This window comes from Microbacterium sp. STN6, from assembly GCF_026410545.1.
Classification (GTDB): domain Bacteria; phylum Actinomycetota; class Actinomycetes; order Actinomycetales; family Microbacteriaceae; genus Root112D2.
The window spans coordinates 68,782-83,466 of sequence record NZ_JAPMIT010000001.1; the positions used below are offsets into that span (position 1 = coordinate 68,782).

At 68.6% G+C, this 14,685-nt stretch carries 14 protein-coding genes; 7 read left to right on the plus strand and 7 right to left on the minus strand.

The window, feature by feature from the left end:
- Nucleotides 1–61 precede the first annotated feature (61 nt).
- The gene (locus OSC27_RS00345; protein ID WP_267179439.1) at nucleotides 62–976 is read right to left on the minus strand and encodes an alpha/beta fold hydrolase; all 915 of its coding nucleotides are present in this window, start codon (nucleotides 974–976) and stop codon (nucleotides 62–64) included.
- A 105-nt stretch (nucleotides 977–1,081) separates the two neighbouring features.
- On the opposite strand from OSC27_RS00345, the gene OSC27_RS00350 reads away from it, so the two are divergent.
- The gene (locus tag OSC27_RS00350; RefSeq protein WP_267179440.1) at nucleotides 1,082–1,549 is read left to right on the plus strand and encodes a MarR family winged helix-turn-helix transcriptional regulator; all 468 of its coding nucleotides are present in this window, start codon (nucleotides 1,082–1,084) and stop codon (nucleotides 1,547–1,549) included.
- A 6-nt stretch (nucleotides 1,550–1,555) separates the two neighbouring features.
- Here OSC27_RS00350 and OSC27_RS00355 read toward each other — a convergent pair whose 3' ends face one another.
- Complete coding sequence (locus OSC27_RS00355; RefSeq protein ID WP_267179441.1) at nucleotides 1,556–2,203, minus strand: NAD(P)-dependent oxidoreductase; 648 nt, start codon at nucleotides 2,201–2,203, stop codon at nucleotides 1,556–1,558.
- An 86-nt stretch (nucleotides 2,204–2,289) separates the two neighbouring features.
- Here OSC27_RS00355 and OSC27_RS00360 point away from each other — a divergent pair, with 86 nt between their 5' ends.
- Complete coding sequence (locus tag OSC27_RS00360) at nucleotides 2,290–2,667, plus strand: winged helix-turn-helix transcriptional regulator (RefSeq protein ID WP_267179442.1); 378 nt, start codon at nucleotides 2,290–2,292, stop codon at nucleotides 2,665–2,667.
- A 7-nt stretch (nucleotides 2,668–2,674) separates the two neighbouring features.
- Here the strand turns inward: OSC27_RS00360 and OSC27_RS00365 are convergent, their stop codons facing one another.
- From OSC27_RS00365 to OSC27_RS00375, 3 genes are all read right to left on the minus strand, one after another.
- Nucleotides 2,675–4,717: a zinc ribbon domain-containing protein gene (locus OSC27_RS00365; RefSeq protein WP_267179443.1), complete on the minus strand. Its 2,043-nt coding sequence runs from the start codon at nucleotides 4,715–4,717 to the stop codon at nucleotides 2,675–2,677.
- Nucleotides 4,718–4,756: 39 nt separating this feature from the next.
- A complete protein-coding gene (locus OSC27_RS00370; RefSeq protein ID WP_267179444.1) occupies nucleotides 4,757–6,796 on the minus strand; it encodes a zinc ribbon domain-containing protein in 2,040 nt (679 codons plus the stop codon).
- 182 nt (nucleotides 6,797–6,978) lie between these two features.
- Complete coding sequence (locus OSC27_RS00375) at nucleotides 6,979–7,713, minus strand: VIT1/CCC1 transporter family protein (RefSeq protein ID WP_267180376.1); 735 nt, start codon at nucleotides 7,711–7,713, stop codon at nucleotides 6,979–6,981.
- A 447-nt stretch (nucleotides 7,714–8,160) separates the two neighbouring features.
- On the opposite strand from OSC27_RS00375, the gene OSC27_RS00380 reads away from it, so the two are divergent.
- The 5 genes from OSC27_RS00380 to OSC27_RS00400 all read left to right on the plus strand — a co-directional run bounded on the left by OSC27_RS00380 (nucleotide 8,161) and on the right by OSC27_RS00400 (nucleotide 12,316).
- Nucleotides 8,161–8,607 (plus strand): FAS1-like dehydratase domain-containing protein, encoded by a 447-nt coding sequence (locus tag OSC27_RS00380; RefSeq protein ID WP_267179445.1) that lies wholly within the window; start codon nucleotides 8,161–8,163, stop codon nucleotides 8,605–8,607.
- A complete protein-coding gene (locus tag OSC27_RS00385; RefSeq protein ID WP_267179446.1) occupies nucleotides 8,604–9,044 on the plus strand; it encodes a MaoC family dehydratase in 441 nt (146 codons plus the stop codon). The genes OSC27_RS00380 and OSC27_RS00385 overlap by 4 nt, the downstream gene beginning before the upstream one ends.
- Before the next feature lie 114 nt (nucleotides 9,045–9,158).
- The gene (locus OSC27_RS00390) at nucleotides 9,159–10,409 is read left to right on the plus strand and encodes a UDP-N-acetylmuramate dehydrogenase (RefSeq protein WP_267179447.1); all 1,251 of its coding nucleotides are present in this window, start codon (nucleotides 9,159–9,161) and stop codon (nucleotides 10,407–10,409) included.
- A gap of 171 nt (nucleotides 10,410–10,580) precedes the next feature.
- Nucleotides 10,581–11,555, plus strand: a complete 975-nt coding sequence (locus OSC27_RS00395) for an ATP-binding cassette domain-containing protein (protein ID WP_267179448.1) — start codon at nucleotides 10,581–10,583, stop codon at nucleotides 11,553–11,555.
- Nucleotides 11,552–12,316, plus strand: a complete 765-nt coding sequence (locus OSC27_RS00400; protein WP_267179449.1) for an ABC transporter permease — start codon at nucleotides 11,552–11,554, stop codon at nucleotides 12,314–12,316. Before OSC27_RS00395 ends, OSC27_RS00400 begins: the two co-directional genes overlap by 4 nt.
- Before the next feature lie 317 nt (nucleotides 12,317–12,633).
- Here OSC27_RS00400 and OSC27_RS00405 read toward each other — a convergent pair whose 3' ends face one another.
- Nucleotides 12,634–13,095, minus strand: coding sequence for a hypothetical protein (locus OSC27_RS00405; RefSeq protein WP_267179450.1), 462 nt, complete (start codon nucleotides 13,093–13,095; stop codon nucleotides 12,634–12,636).
- Nucleotides 13,092–14,648 (minus strand): PspC domain-containing protein, encoded by a 1,557-nt coding sequence (locus OSC27_RS00410; RefSeq protein ID WP_267179451.1) that lies wholly within the window; start codon nucleotides 14,646–14,648, stop codon nucleotides 13,092–13,094. The genes OSC27_RS00405 and OSC27_RS00410 overlap by 4 nt, the downstream gene beginning before the upstream one ends.
- Nucleotides 14,649–14,685: the final 37 nt, after the last annotated feature.

Sequence of the window (14,685 nt, forward strand, 5' to 3'; positions counted from 1 at the left end):
GATACGTGGACACATTTTGGAGGCAACGGTGTGAAATTGACCTCTCTCTAAGTAGCCCGGGTCAACCAAAATGGTTGATTTCTCGCGAAAGTTGGACTTGACGAGCGGCGGCGCCGAACACCTGGATGAGGGTGTGCGCGAGCAGCTGCGGCTCCTCTTGTGCGACGTAGTGGCCGACACCCTCGAGGTGAATGGAAGTAACGTCCTGCGCAGTGACGTGGCTGAATGCACCGTGCGTGAACCCGGCGCCGCGTGAGCCGATGGTCGTCACGGGAACCTGCAGCGGCAGGTTCTGTGCAAGGGAGCGCAGTTCCGGGCCTTCGCTGAGCATGCCGCGGTAGAGGCCCGCGGCTCCGGAGAATCCGCTCGCCCTGCCGTAGCTCCGAACGTACTCAGTGATGTCGTCCGGGCCGACCGCGGCCGTAGGGACGCCGTAAAACGGGTAGAGGTAGTCGCCGATGAACGCGCGGGCCCCCTTCTCGAACAGCAGGCCGGCGATGCCGGGGGCCGCCAGCGCGCCGATGTACCAGGCGCCGCCGTGAGTGACGTCTGCGAGTCGCTCGGCGCCGAAGCCCGCCAGACCAGCCTCGATCGCCGTCAGACTGATGACGTCGGTGGGGTGCGTGGCGGCGAGTCGGTAAACCACCCCGCCGCTGACGTCCTGCCCCACGACATGCACCGGTCCAACGGAGAGGTGCTCGATCAGCACGTGCAGGTCCTCGGCGGCGATGGCGCCTGAGGAGTTCTCGTCGGCCACATCCGAGTCGCCGAAACCGCGGAGGTCAACGGCATAGACGCGGTGACGCGAGGCGAGAAGCGGGATGAGCGTGCGGAAGGCCCACCACGTTTCCGGGAATCCGTGGACCAGAAGCACCGGCGTGCCCTGCTCTCCGGCGGTGACATAGTGCAGCCGCGTACCGTTCACTGCGGCGGTACTGTGCCGGATGCCGGCGACGGTGGCTCGGTCGGGTTTCATGCGGGCCTCCTACGGGCGTCAAGGAATCAGACAACCAGGTTGTCATACTGGACCAACATAAACAACCTGGTTGTCGATATTGCTCCCCGCCGCTACGATGGGCGCATGTCCAGAGGTGGTGCCGATCTTGCGCTGCTCCTGCTCGGCGGGTTCCGGTTCATGGCAGATCAGGCGTCCCTTCGACTTACTGCGCGCGGCTACGCAGGCATCCGACCCGCCCACGATTTCGCGCTGCGAGCCGTCGCGGCAGGCGCCGGAACGGTATCCGCGGTGGGGCGCAGTACGTCCGTCTCTAAGCAGGCGGCGGCGAAGACGATCGCATTCCTGGAAGAAGGCGCCTACGTTCTCCGCAGCTCTGACCCGTCCGACAGGCGAAGAGTGTGCCTGAAGGTCACGGACCGCGGGTATGCACTCATGCGCGAGGGCGAAGCTGTGTTCGACGAGCTGCGGGCTGAGTGGGAATCCCTCGTGGGCCGCGGCCGCATCGCCGACCTGGAGGATGCGCTGGTACACGTTCTTGGCACTGACGACCCGATTCTCGGCGGTCTGGCGCAGGAGCCTCCGAGGGAGTAGTCCGCGTCAATAGGCGAGGTTGAGGTGTGCGCGGTGATGGCTGCGCTGCTCGATGATGTCGACGAAGCCGAGGGCATAGTCGGCGCCCGAGATCTCGCCTCCGTCGTCGGGCTGCAGCGCCACGTCGTCGCCGACGCGGTAGCGGCCGAGCCGTTCGCCGGGCACGTACGAACCGAACTTTCCTGCCGGGCTCACGAACACCCAGTCGAGCGTCGCGGGCGTGGCGGGCAGGTCATCTGCGACGAGTGCCGAGACGGTCGTCAGTTCCGCATGGAATTCTTCAGGCGCATGACTGAGGTCTGTCACAAAGCGTGGCGCTCCCGGTGCCGGGCGCAGAGACGAGTAGCCGCCGACGATAAAGAAAGGTGCGTGTGCGGCGTCGGCGAGCCGCGCGATCGCGCGGTACACGTCGCGGAAGCTGTCGGCAATCGCGCCACGGGGCGAAAGGGCGCCCACCACCGCATCCGCACCGCCGATCGCGGCCGAGACTGCCGGCTCGTCTGACACGTCGCCCTGCACGTAGGTCACGCCGTCAACTCGTGATTCGGGAAGCGAACGGCTGAAAGCGGTGACCTCATGGCCGCGCGAGGCGGCCTCTGCGACGATGGCGGATCCGGCGTAGCCGGTTCCGCCGATGACGGTGATGCGGGACATTGAGTGCCTTTCCTCGATGTGGTGGCTCGAAACGCGCGCCGTAGTTACCATAAGAGAGCATGTTCTCGATGGGAAGTAGGCACTTTGTGGTAACCACGTCTGATGTCGCTTATGCCGCCAGCCCGTACCGGGCCGACTGCCCCACGCGTCGCATCCTCGACCGCATCGGCGATCGCTGGACAGTGCTTGTCGTCGGCATTCTGGGCGAGGGGGATGCGCGCTTCTCCCAGCTGCGTCGCCGTGTCGAGGGCGTCTCGCAGAAGATGCTGACTCAGACGCTGCGCGGGCTCGAGCGAGACGGCCTCGTGCGCCGCACGGTGTACCCGGAGGTGCCGGTGCGCGTCGAGTACGCGCTCACCGACTCCGGGCGCACGCTTCTGGAGCCCCTCCGTGCGCTCAGGGAGTGGTCGATCGAGCATCTGGGCGACGTGTCGGCGTCGCAGGAGGCCTACGACCGAATGTAGGGAGGGCTCAGCCGCGGCGGCGCAGGGCGGCGTCGATCTCCGGGTCACCGAGTTCGCCGAGCCACTCGAGCAGGCCCGGGTATGCGGACGGGTTCGACGCGATCGCCGCGCGAGCCTCCGGTACGCTCGCCGCGATCTGGTGCAGACGTCGCGCGGGCGTCGCCGGGTCCGCGGCCTCGGCGATGACCGATTCCGTGCTCGGCTCCTCGACCGGTGCCGGTGCCGGTGCCGGCTGACCGCCGGACAGGTCGACGCCGGGCTCCTGCCGCGAAGCCGCTGACGTCGCGCTCACCGGCTCAAACGGCAGCGTCTCGGCCGTTCCGGCATCGCGTGTGGTGGTGGCGTCGTCGATTCGGTCATCGATGACGTCGTCGTCCAGGTCGAGGGACCCCGCGTCCACGTCGCCCCGGTCGAGGTCGCCCGCATCGACGTCGCCGAGGTCGACGTCATTCGCGTCGACCTCGTTCGCGTCGACCTCGTTCGCGTCGACGTCCGGGCGCGTCTCTGCCGGGCGTGGAGGCGCGCTCGGTTCCGCGCGGCCTTCGAAGCTGAAGCCGCCCTGCGCCGAGGTAGTCGGCAGCGAGGCGTAGTGCGACCGCATGCTCGGCGGCGCCCAGAGCACCGCGATGAGGGCGAGCGGGATCGCGAACGCGAGCAGCGGCGCCAGCAGCGAGATGCCGCCGAGCGGGGTGATCGACCACATGATGACGAGCACGAGGCCGAGCACGAAGCTGAGCGCCGCATCGGCCGTGGCCAGAAGGTGCGCCTGCCGGGTGTCGCGAGTGCTGAACGCGCGAACCACGATCGCGCCGACGGCGCCAAGCACGCCGAGAATGAGCGCCACCGTCCACGGCACGATCGCCGACGACGCGTCATAATTGCCGCTCAGCGTCGCGAGGTGAATCAGCTCGATGACGGCGACGATCACGATCACGATGTTGGCCGCAGCGGTCACGACGAGCACGGCGCGGGCCGTGTCGATCCAGGCGGATGCGCCAGCATCGCGCGACCCGGTCAGGCGAGCGAGTGACGGTGCCGAGGCGGCGGCCCCGAAGGCGATCCAGAAGACCAGTGTGAGGGTCGGGCCCGCCGCGACGAAGCTCGTGGTGACGAGGTTGACCTCGGGGCTGAGCGCGAAGAGGCCGAGCACGGCCGCGGCGATGCCCGCGCCGACCGCGATGTAGCGCCAGGGGGCGGAGCCACGGAGGATCCCCAGCGCGGCGACGACGAGGAACCCCGCGCTGACGATGCCGAGGATCACCGCGATCGCGTAGAGGCCGGCGACGTAGCTGCCGAGGGGGGCGGCGTAGCCGGCCATCCGCTCGTATTGCCCACGTGCCACGAACAGCTCGATGATCTGCACCACCGTGAGCACCGCGGCGAGGCCCGCGATCGCGAGCGTGACGACGAGCCAGCGGCGGTCGCGTGCAGTGTCGCCCTCGGCGAGTTCGGCGCGGCGCGGCTGGGCGGCGAGCACGGCGCCGGCGAACCCGAACGCGAGCGCCGGGCCGGTGGCCGACTGGGTGACGAGCGCGATGACGAGGTACACGATCACGAGAATCGCGTACGGCGCGTTGGCCGCGAGCCGCAGGTCCTGGGTGCGTGCGTAGTTCCAGGCGGGGCCGAAGACGCCGGTGCGCCACAGGTACGGGATCGAGATGGAGATGAGGCTGAGCACCGTGATGAGGATCACGTCGATGCGAGCCGCCGCGATGGTCGAGCCGGAGTCGTTCGGCGAGTACCAGACCATGAACAGGGAGCAGATAAGCGCGAGGGCGGCGAGCACGTCGCGCACGTAGTCGAGAACCGGGATGCCGGCGAACGAGCCTGCTGGGCGTGCCGCTGAGGCGGTCGCCGGTGCTGCGCCTGTCGTCGCGGAAAACGCGGGTGCAGCAGGCGCGGGCGATGCGGCGGATGCCGCCGGTCGCCCTGCCGGTCGCCCTGCCGGCTGCGCGGCCTCCGTCACGGGCGGAGCAACGGCCGCACCGCATTCGACGCAGAAGTTGGCGTTGGGGCGAAGCGGCTGGCCGCAGTTGACGCAATAGGACATGCTCGAACTCCTCGTACGAAAGCGGGGTCGCATCACAGACTATTGGTCGATGAACTCCAGTTCATAGCCCGCCGACGCGTATTCGTCTTCGCCGAAGCCCGCCAGGCGCACGCTGACGGTGTGGTCCTGGCCGTCGTCCGGCACCGGGATCGAGGTCGTTGCGTTCTGCTCGAGCGTCGCCTCATGGTCTTCGCCGTCGATTGTGACAACGAGGCTGCCGGCGCCTTCCGAGTCCGTGTAGACGTCGGAGACGGTGATCGTCAGCTGCACGGCGTTGCCCTCGGGCACGTTGACCGTGTAGCTCGGCTCGTCGTCGCCGAGGTAGCTCGAGACGTAGCCGCTCGTGCCGTACTCGTCGCCGTCGATCGTGGGCGGCTCGATGTACTTCTCCACCGTCACGCTCGTGGAGTACCGAGCCTTGCTGCCGTCCTTGGCGAACGTCTTCGCCCAGTCGCTGCCGCCCTCGAACACGACGGTGTACGTGCCCGGCTTCACCTTCTCGTACGTTCCCGAATCGCTCAGGTACGTCACGTACTTGTGCTTCGAGTCGTAGATGGTGCCGCTCACGCCCTCTTTCGCGAGCTGGAGCTTCTGCGCATCCGTCACCGTCAGTGTCTTGACGGCGTAGCCGGCGCTGTTGAAGTCGACCTTCTGCGCGCTGCCGAGCGCGAGGGTTCCGGATGGCGTGTCGCCCTGCTTGAGCTGCAGCACCGAGAGCAGCTGCTCGCGGGTGAGCGAGTCGAACCAGCTCACGACGTGGTCGGCCGTGGTGTCGAGCAGGCTGACCTTCCAGCCGTTCTCATTGACGGTGGTCAGCGCGAACGAGCCATGGTCGGCCAGGAACGAGAAGATTGCCGGCTCGTCGCCCGAGTTGGAGGTGAAGTACCCCGAGTCTTTCAGGCAGAACTTGTCATGAATTGCAGATCCGCTGACGCACTTCGACGTCATGCGCACCGTGCTGGAACCCGCCGTGAACGAGAGGTCGTCGACCTTCGCGACGGCGCGATTGCCACTCTGCGGCCCGTTCTCGAAGCTGGCGCTGCCAAGGCGGAAGTCGTCGGGGTTCACGTTCTCGAGCGCTTTCGAGATCACGCCGCCGTAGAGGTAGAGGGCGTCTGCCTCGTCGCTCGCAAGGTACGGCGCGATCGTCGTGACGTCGTGTGAGGCGAGCATGTCTGGCACGGCGTTGACGGCAGCCTCGGCGGCTGCCTTCGGTGAGTCCTGACCCTTCTCAGCCGTCGCCGGCACGGCGCCGCGGGTGCCGCCCTGCCACGTGTTCGCGGTGTCGAGCCCGGTAAGAAGCAGGCTCACGTACCAGCGGCCATCCGTCTTCTTGGTGATGAGGGTGAGGCCGCTGTGGTCGGGGCCGAGGTCGGCGAGGAAGACGCTCTGGCTCGTCTTCTTCTTCGGCGCATCGGATGCATACAATTGCGACCGCAGAATTCCGCTCGTCTTCGAGGGGGTCACGCTGACACGCACCTCACCCGAGCGCAGCCGCACTGCCGCGAGGTCGTCGGCAAGCGACGTGACGGTCGGGTGCAGGCCGGAAATCTTGACGTCGACACCGTCGAACGAGAGCTTCGCGTCGTCGGACTTCGTGCCCGAGATGCGATCCGTCACCTCGTTGATCTTGAAGTCGCGATACTTCTGCAGCAGCGCCTCCTGCGTGCGCTTCACAGCGTCACGCTCGTGAGGCGCGACCATCGAGAAGAGACCGACCATGTCTTTGTGCTCGAGAGCGTCGGCGACCTTCGCGACCGCCTGCTCGGGGCTGTCCGCCCCGCCGCGCAGAACGTTCTGCACAATGAGCAGGCCCGTGACAACGACGGCGACGAGCACGACCGCCGCGCTCGAGATGATGATGAGGCGCTTCGACGGGCGCCAGCCCAGGCGGGGTGCCGGTGCCGGTGCCGGTGCTGGTGCTGGTGCTGGTGCTGGCTGTGCCGTCTCTGCCGGCGGGGCAGGGGGAGCGGATGCGGCCGACGCTGTCGCGTCGTCCGACGCCAGTGGCGCCCCGCAGGAGAAGCAGAACTTGTTGTCGCCGGTCGCGGCGGTGCCGCAATTGCCACAGAACTTCACGGGTAGTCCTCGTCGTCTCGTCGAAAGGGAGGCGGCGTCGTTCCTGCCAAGGCGCAGCCCCGGCCGACTGCGGCCGGTGAGAGATTATCAGTATGTGAATCGGCTGAACCATTCCCCATAAAGGAGGGCACGCGACAAAGGTGGGCACGCCGGGGTGACCGGCGCGAAGGCGAGACGTGGCCCTAAACGGCGCCCGAGGCGCCGAGCAATGCTCCGATTGCGTACGTGGATGCGAGCGCCAGCGCGCCGCCGATCACGACGCGCAGAGTGGCGCGCATCCGGGAACTGCCGCCGATCGTCGCCGACAGCGTGCCCGTGATGGCGAGGGCGATCAAGACCGCAAAGAACGTCACAGGCACGCGCCAGTCCGCTGGTGGCAGCAGTATCGCGAGCATGGGGAGGATAGCCCCAATGGTGAATGCCGCGGCTGATGCTGCAGCGGCATGCCACGGGCTTACGACGTCGTTCTGATCAATGTTCAGCTCGGCGGAGAGGTGTGCAGCAAGAGCGTCGTGCTCGGTCAGCTCGATTGCCACTTGCCGTGCGGTGCTCTCGCTCAAGCCTTTCGCTCGGTAAAGACCCGTCAGCTCTTCGAGCTCTTCCTCTGGCATGACCAGCAGTTCAGCGCGCTCCTTCGCGATCAGGGCCTGTTCGCTGTCGCTCTGGCTGCTCACTGACACGTATTCGCCTAGGGCCATCGAGATCGCCCCTCCCACGAGCCCGGCGACGCCGGCAGTGAGGATGGGGCCGATCTCGATTGTGGCGCCGGCGACGCCCACGACGATGGCAGCGACCGAGACGATGCCGTCGTTGGCGCCGAGCACCCCGGCGCGCAGCCAATTCAAGCGCTGTGCAACGCCTCCGCGGTGGGGTTCGCCCGGGTGCGGATCGGGTTCGACAGCGGCATCGGTCGACATGCGCTCACTCAAGCATTTATGGTGGGCCATTTCAAGGCTGGTGAAGCTAGCCAACGTCGACAAGTTGCCGCAGGTGGGAGAGCGACATCACGGAGCCCGAGGCGGAACAATGTCGGTGGTTTCGCCTACTCTGACGACACAGTCAAAAAAAGTTCAAAACACTACATGTAGTGGAATGACAACCGTGTCATTCACGTTATATAGTGGAGAACCACCGCAGAAGCGGTAGAGGCGAGATCCAATCGCCTCGCATCAACAGTCGTCTTGGGGAGGCCATCATGGAATACGAAAACGACAGTGTTGGCGGCTACGCAGTTCCCGTCGACCCCATGGATTTCCTGCAGTGTGACAGCTGCCAGTAGGCGCTAAACACCGCAGAGAACAACTGCAGCGAAGCCCCGGTCACCGCGAAGGTGACCGGGGCTTCGTCATCCGTAGACTGAAGGGGTGACAGTCAACCCCGAACTGCAGGGTCGCGTCTTCGAGCCGACCGCCCCCTACCTGGTGGGCCGCGAGAAGGTGCGCGAGTTCGCCCGCGCCGTCTTCGCCGTGAACCCGATCAATGTCGACGTGCAGGCGGCCCGCGACGCCGGGTACGCCGACATCGTGGCCCCGCCCACCTTCGCCATCGTCGTGCAAGAGAAGACGCTCGCCCAACTGCTCGCCGAGCCCGGCTCGGGCATCGAACTCTCGCACGTGCTGCACGGCGAGCAGCGCTTCAGCTACACCCGCCCCATCGTCGCCGGCGACGAACTCACGGCCACACTCACCGTCACAAGCGTCAAAGCGCTTGGCGGCAACGCCATGGTGACCGCAGAATCACAGATGACGGATGCCGCAGGCGACCACGTCGTGACGGCGACATCCGTGCTCGTGGTGAGGGGAGACGCATGACCGCGCCCCACTGCGATGCGCCCGACTTCGACGCGCTCGAGACGGGCGAGGTCGTCGCCCAGGCCGTGTACTCGCTCTCGCGCGACTCGCTCGTGAGGTACGCGGGCGCATCCGGCGACTTCAACGCCATTCATTACCGCGACGACGTGGCGCAGAGCGTGGGTCTGCCCGGCGTTCTCGCGCACGGAATGCTCACCATGGGGCTCGCGGTGCAGCCCGTCGTTGACTGGGCTGGCGACCCAGGGCGCGTCGTCGACTACCGCGTGCGCTTCACGAAGCCGGTCTTCGTCGACCCCTCCGACGGGGCGGAGGTGAGCGTCGAGGCGAAGATCGGCGCGCTCGACGTCGACGCGCGCACGGCTCGCGTCGACCTCACGGTTCGGTACGGCGAGACCACGGTTCTCGGCAGGGCCCAGGCGCAGGTGCGGCTCGACTGAGCCGTCACGGGCCGCACCGCACTCGGCGGCACGGCACGGTTCAGGCCCACGACCCAAGGCTCAACACACCCGACTCAGGCAGACACGGTCCAGGCAGACAGACAAGGCAGACGGATGGCGACACCCAGCGACACGGCCGGCCCCGAGCCCGCGCCCGCGCTGTCAACGCTGACGACCATGCACGTCGGCGGAGTGCCTGATCGTCTCATTGAGGCGCGCACCGAGCGCGATCTCGTCGAGATCACTCAGGCAGTGTGGGCGACCGGCGACGACTGGCTGCTGCTCGGCGGCGGCTCGAACACGGTTGCGGCCGACGAGGGCTTTCCCGGAACCGTGATTCGGGTGGCGACGAGCGGCATCGAGCGTGTCGAGCCGGGTGCTGGCGCGGGTGCCGGCGCAGGCGCGGGTGCCAGCGCGGGCGCGGCCGCCGACGACCGCGTGCGGCTGCGAGTGCAGGCAGGCGAGTCCTGGGACTCCCTCGTCGCGCACACCGTGCGGCAAGGCTGGAGCGGCATCGAGGCGCTCGCCGGCATCCCGGGCAGCGTCGGCGCGGCGCCCGTGCAGAACATCGGCGCCTACGGGCAGGAGCTCGCCAGTGTGCTCACCGCCATCGACTTCCTCGACTACGACACGGGCGAGGTGCAGCGGCTCGCCGCCGACGAGCTGGAGCTCGGCTACAGAACCTCGGCACTCAAGCGCGGGAGGGCCGGCGTCGTGCTCGCGGTCGAGCTCGAGCTTCACGCGGATGCCGGCGGCGCGATCGGCGCCCCCCAGAGCGCCCCGATCGCCTACGTGCAGCTCGCCGACGCTCTCGGCGTGCGCCTCGGATCACGCGTGCCGCTCGCGGAAGCCCGCCGCGCCGTGCTCGCGCTGCGCGCATCCAAGGGAATGGTGCTCGACCCCGACGACCCGGACACGGCCAGCGCGGGCTCCTTCTTTACCAACCCCATCGTGACCGAGAACTTCGCGCGAGGGCTGCCGGGGGCGGCCCCGCGCTGGCCGACCACCCCGCCGGAGCCCGATGTGGTCGTGCCGCTCGATGACGCCGACCCGTCGCTGCCCGGGGCGGCCACATTCGACGGGCGCACAGGGGCAGCGGATGCGCCGCTCACGCGGCTCGGCGGCGACTACGCCGTGAAGCTCAGCGCCGCCTGGCTCATCGAGCACGCGGGCATTCGACGCGGGTTCGCCTTGCCGGGCTCGCGCGCCGCGATCTCGAGCAAGCACACTCTAGCGATCACGAACCGTGGCGGTGCGACGGCCGCGGAGATCGCGCAGCTCGCCACGTATGTGCAGGTGCGCGTGCAGAGCGAGTTCGGTCTCACGCTGCAGCCGGAGCCGGTGCTGGTCGGCCTCTCCCTCTAGTCGCACTCGTCGCGCGCGCGGCGCTGCCTCGATGCCACTGCGCCCGCCGAGCCTCGCCGACTCTGCTGAAAAGAGCCTTGCGCGCGCCTCGGCAATAGCGCTATCTTTCTCGTTGTATCGCGATATATCGCGTTCACGATGAGAAGAAGCAAAGCCGAGAGAAGGAACCACATGATCCACGCGAGAGGACTCGCCCGAACGTTCGACACGAAGCGGGGCAGGGAGAAGGTCGCCGTCAAGGCGGTGGCGGGCGTCGACATCGACGTCGCCGAGGGCGAGATCGTCGGCTTCCTCGGCCCGAACGGCGCGGGCAAGACCACCACCCTGCGCATGCTCACGACCCTGTTGACCCCGACGGCCGGCACGGCCACCGTCGCTGGCTACGACCTGGCGAAGGATCCGGTGCACGTGCGCCGCAGCATCGGCTACGTCTCTCAGAGTGGCTCCACGGCCAGGGAGGCCCGCGCCGGCGAAGAGATCGTCGACCACGGCCTGCTCTACGGCATCAGCGCGAAGCAGGCCGAGGCGCGCGGCCGCGAACTCTTCGACCAGCTCGACCTCGCCGGCATGTGGAGCCGTCAGCCGAAGACCATGTCGGGCGGGCAGCGCCGCCGCCTCGACATCGCCATGGGTCTCGTGCACGACCCTCGGCTCGTGTTCCTCGACGAGCCGACGACGGGCCTGGACCCGCAGGCCCGCGCCAACCTCTGGACCCACATCAGCGATCTGCGCACCAAGCGCGGCTCCACCGTTTTCCTCACCACGCACTACCTCGACGAGGCCGACGCGCTGTGCGACCGCATCCTCGTCATCGACCACGGCGTCATCGTCGCGAGCGACACTCCTGACGCCCTCAAGCGGCAGGTGGCGGGCGACCTGATCGAGCTCGTGCTGGCCGACCCGGCGCACGTCTCCCTCGCCGCCGAGCAGCTCTCGAACCTGGTGAGGGCAGGGGCAGCGGATGTCGCAGGCTCCCTCGTCAGCATGCGGGTGCCGCGCGCCGGCATCGAACTGCCGGGGCTGCTGCGCTCACTCGACGCGGCCGGCGTCTCGCTGGCCTCGATCGAGGTGCGCCGACCCACGCTCGACGACGTCTTTCTGACGATGACGGGTCGCTCGCTGCGAGAGGAGGCCGGCAGGTCATGAGATTTCTGACGGAGACGTTCATCATCTTCCGCCGCCAGATGCGGCTCAACCTGCGCAACCCGGCGTGGGTCATCATTGGGCTGGCGCAGCCGGTGCTCTACCTGTGCCTGTTCGGGCCACTGCTCGAGCCGCTCGCCGCGCAGATCGGCACGACCAACGCCTACACGTTCTTCGTGCCGGGTCTGCTGCTGCAGCTGGGTCTGTTCGGCGCGCTCTTCGCCGGCTTCGGGCTCGTCGCCGAGTGGCGCGAGGGCGTGGTCGAGGCCGAGCGGGTCACCCCGGCCAGCCGAACGGCGCTGCTGCTGGGCCGAGTGCTGCGCGACACCGTGCTGCTCGCTGCCCAGGGCGTCGTGCTCATCGCGCTGGGCTTCGCGTTCGGCCTGCGTGGCGACATCGGCGGCATGGTGCTCGGGCTCGTGCTCACGATGCTCGTGGGCGGCGCGTGCTCTGCCGCCTCGAACGCGCTCGCGCTCACGACCAAGAGCGAAGACGTGCTCGCACCCGTTCTGAACAGCATCTCACTGCCGGTGCTGCTGCTCTCCGGCATTCTGCTGCCGATCAGCGTGAAGACCGGCGCCCCGCAGTGGCTTGAGACGGTGAGCGACTTCATTCCCACGAAGTACATCGTCAACGCCATCCGTGACACGTTCACGGGCGACTACGCGACGGTCACGACCATGTGGGGCATCGTCTGGACGATCGCCCTCGTCGTCGCCGGGCTGTGGGTGGGCACGCGCACGTTCCGCAAGGAGAACGCGTAGGGGCCGCCATCTGCTCGAGTCGCGGGAGCCGCCTGTTCGAGTGCCGGGCCGCCTGTTCGAGTCGCGGGAGCCGCCTGTTCGAGGGTCGGGCCAAATTGTGGGTGTCGGGCGCTGGTACCCGCAATCTGCCCCGACCCTCATCTCCCGCGATGGAGCCGATGTTCGAGGGTCGGGCCAGATTGTGGGTGTCGGGCGCTGGTACCCGCATTTTGCCCCGACCCGCAGCCTCGGGTGACGGTGCCTCGGGTGACGGTGCCTCGGGTGATGGTGCCTCGGGTCACGCGTGCCGCGGGTGACGGTGCCGCGGGTGACGCGGCTCAGCGGGCGAAGTGGCGCTGCAGACTGCGGATGCCGGCAAGCAGCCCCAGCAGCAGAATCAACCCGCCCAGCCCCAGCACCGCCACCAGCACGAACCCCGCGATCGTGAGCGAGGCGAGCCAGTCGCCGAACGCGCCACGCGCCTCGGGGGACGCGATCGTGATGAGAACCGTGAGGGCGAGGGCGCTGAAGACGGCGCCCCAGATGATTCCGGCCCAGCGTGTGCGCGGGCGGGCAAGCGGGGCGGGCGCCGCGGGCTCGCCCCACACGGAGGCCGGCTCGCCGGTCGCGGCTTCGGCTGCGGTGGCGGCTCCGGCTCCAGCCGCGGCTGCGCCTTCCGGCGACAGCACGCTCGTCGCCGCTTCGTCCGAGAGGGCCTCGGTCTGGGCGGCGCCGGTGGCGCCGTCGGTACGGGGCTCTGCGCCGGCATCCGTCGCCTGGGGCTCGTTGGTGTCGCTCATCGGTTGTCTCCCGTGTCGGTTGTGGTCTCGTTGTACGCCACCTCGACGCGGCCGCGCTCATGCGTGACGCGCACGATGACGTCGGGGGTTGCGGCGGTGCCATAGGTGATGACGCCGCGGGTGCGCCCATCGGCGGTGTGCACGACGTTCGGTTCTTGCCGGGTGACCAGATCATCGGTCTTGTAGGTGTAGCCCCAGATGCCCGTGGTCGAGCCGTGCCGCGTCTCGACCACGCGAATCGTGGTGCCCGTGGCTGCCTCCACATGAACCGTGCCCGCCCACTGCTCGATGTCGATGACGCGCGGTGAAGCGCCGTCGCCCACGACGTCGGTCGCGTCGACGAAGTAGCTGCCGGCGGGCTGGAAGACGCGGGCCGATGTGACGGCGTCATGCGTGCCGTACGCGAAGACGAAGTCGCGGTCGCGCGGCGGCAGGGCGGTGAGCACGGTTGCAATGCTCAGCAGAATCGCGATGAACGCGAGGAATCCGCTGCGGCGTCGCGCCGCGCCGGCGACGATCATGGCGAGCCCGAAGGCGAGCGTTGCGACGGCGAGGCCCATCGTCACCTCGTAGCCCTGCAGGTGCGGCGTTCCCATGGCGACGGCGGCCGTCACGCCGCCCGCGAGAAGCGCCACCCCGAGGGTGATGGCGAAGAAGGCTCCGCCCGCGCGGGGGTTGGCCGCGCGACGGGCGCGGCGCGCGGCATCCGCTTCGGAGGCGAGCCTTAAGGCCTCGGTGCGCATCTCGGCCGAGCGGCGCTCGCGGTAGGCGCGCTGGTCGGCATCGGCCTGCGTGCGCCATGCCGCGTACTGCTCCTTCCACTCCTGCTGGCGGGCGCGCCACGCCTCGTAGTCCTCGCTTGAGGCGCCAGCGGCCGGGGGAGGCGGCGCCGCGGGCCCGCCCGGCGCGGCGTACGCAGCACCGTGAGCGGATGCGGCGCCTGCGGCACCGGCCGCGGCGCTGAATCCGGAGGCACCGGCACCGGTCGCGGCCGCACCACCGACTGGTGCGGATGCGGTACCGCCGGCGGCGCCGGCGGCATCCGTACCCGGGGCGTAGGGCGGCGCGGAAGCCGTTCGCGCGCCCCCGCCCCGGGAGTCTCTGGCGCGCCGGGTGGCCCACACGATGAAGACGACGATGGCGGCAATGACGATGAGGGTCCAGAGCACGTGGCCCACCGGTGCGAGGCCGCCGGAGCCCCAGAACTGGCCGCCGGCCCACCACACGCCCTGCGCCATGGGCAGGAAGGTGAGGAGCACGAGAACGCCGATGCCGATGATCGCGGGCTCGAATGCGCCGGTGATGAGGCGTTCGAGGTGGATCTGGTTCTGCGCGTCGGGCAGCAGCAGCCAGCCGGCCGCATAGAGAAGGAACACGGGACCGCCGAACAGGGCGATCACCACGACGATGCCGCGCACGATGAGGGGGTCGATGCCGAGGCGCGCGGCGATGCCGCCGCAGACGCCGCCGATCCAGCCGTTCTGGCGCACGATGCCGAGTTCGCGCATCCAACCGAAGAATCGGTTCTGCGCGGGGTGGGGGTTCTGATCCATGACTCGATCCTCGCGTGCGTCGGCCCTCGCCCACCAT

Excerpts from the sequence above, each read along its gene's own strand:
- OSC27_RS00410 (WP_267179451.1), bottom strand. The coding sequence starts at position 14,648 with ATGGATCAGAACCCCCACCCCGCGCAGAACCGATTCTTCGGTTGGATG.
- OSC27_RS00350 (WP_267179440.1), top strand. The coding sequence starts at position 1,082 with ATGTCCAGAGGTGGTGCCGATCTTGCGCTGCTCCTGCTCGGCGGGTTC.
- OSC27_RS00345 (WP_267179439.1), bottom strand. The coding sequence starts at position 976 with ATGAAACCCGACCGAGCCACCGTCGCCGGCATCCGGCACAGTACCGCC.
- OSC27_RS00395 (WP_267179448.1), top strand. The coding sequence starts at position 10,581 with ATGATCCACGCGAGAGGACTCGCCCGAACGTTCGACACGAAGCGGGGC.
- OSC27_RS00365 (WP_267179443.1), bottom strand. The coding sequence starts at position 4,717 with ATGTCCTATTGCGTCAACTGCGGCCAGCCGCTTCGCCCCAACGCCAAC.
- OSC27_RS00405 (WP_267179450.1), bottom strand. The coding sequence starts at position 13,095 with ATGAGCGACACCAACGAGCCCCAGGCGACGGATGCCGGCGCAGAGCCC.
- OSC27_RS00355 (WP_267179441.1), bottom strand. The coding sequence starts at position 2,203 with ATGTCCCGCATCACCGTCATCGGCGGAACCGGCTACGCCGGATCCGCC.
- OSC27_RS00390 (WP_267179447.1), top strand. The coding sequence starts at position 9,159 with ATGGCGACACCCAGCGACACGGCCGGCCCCGAGCCCGCGCCCGCGCTG.
- OSC27_RS00385 (WP_267179446.1), top strand. The coding sequence starts at position 8,604 with ATGACCGCGCCCCACTGCGATGCGCCCGACTTCGACGCGCTCGAGACG.
- OSC27_RS00375 (WP_267180376.1), bottom strand. The coding sequence starts at position 7,713 with ATGTCGACCGATGCCGCTGTCGAACCCGATCCGCACCCGGGCGAACCC.
- OSC27_RS00400 (WP_267179449.1), top strand. The coding sequence starts at position 11,552 with ATGAGATTTCTGACGGAGACGTTCATCATCTTCCGCCGCCAGATGCGG.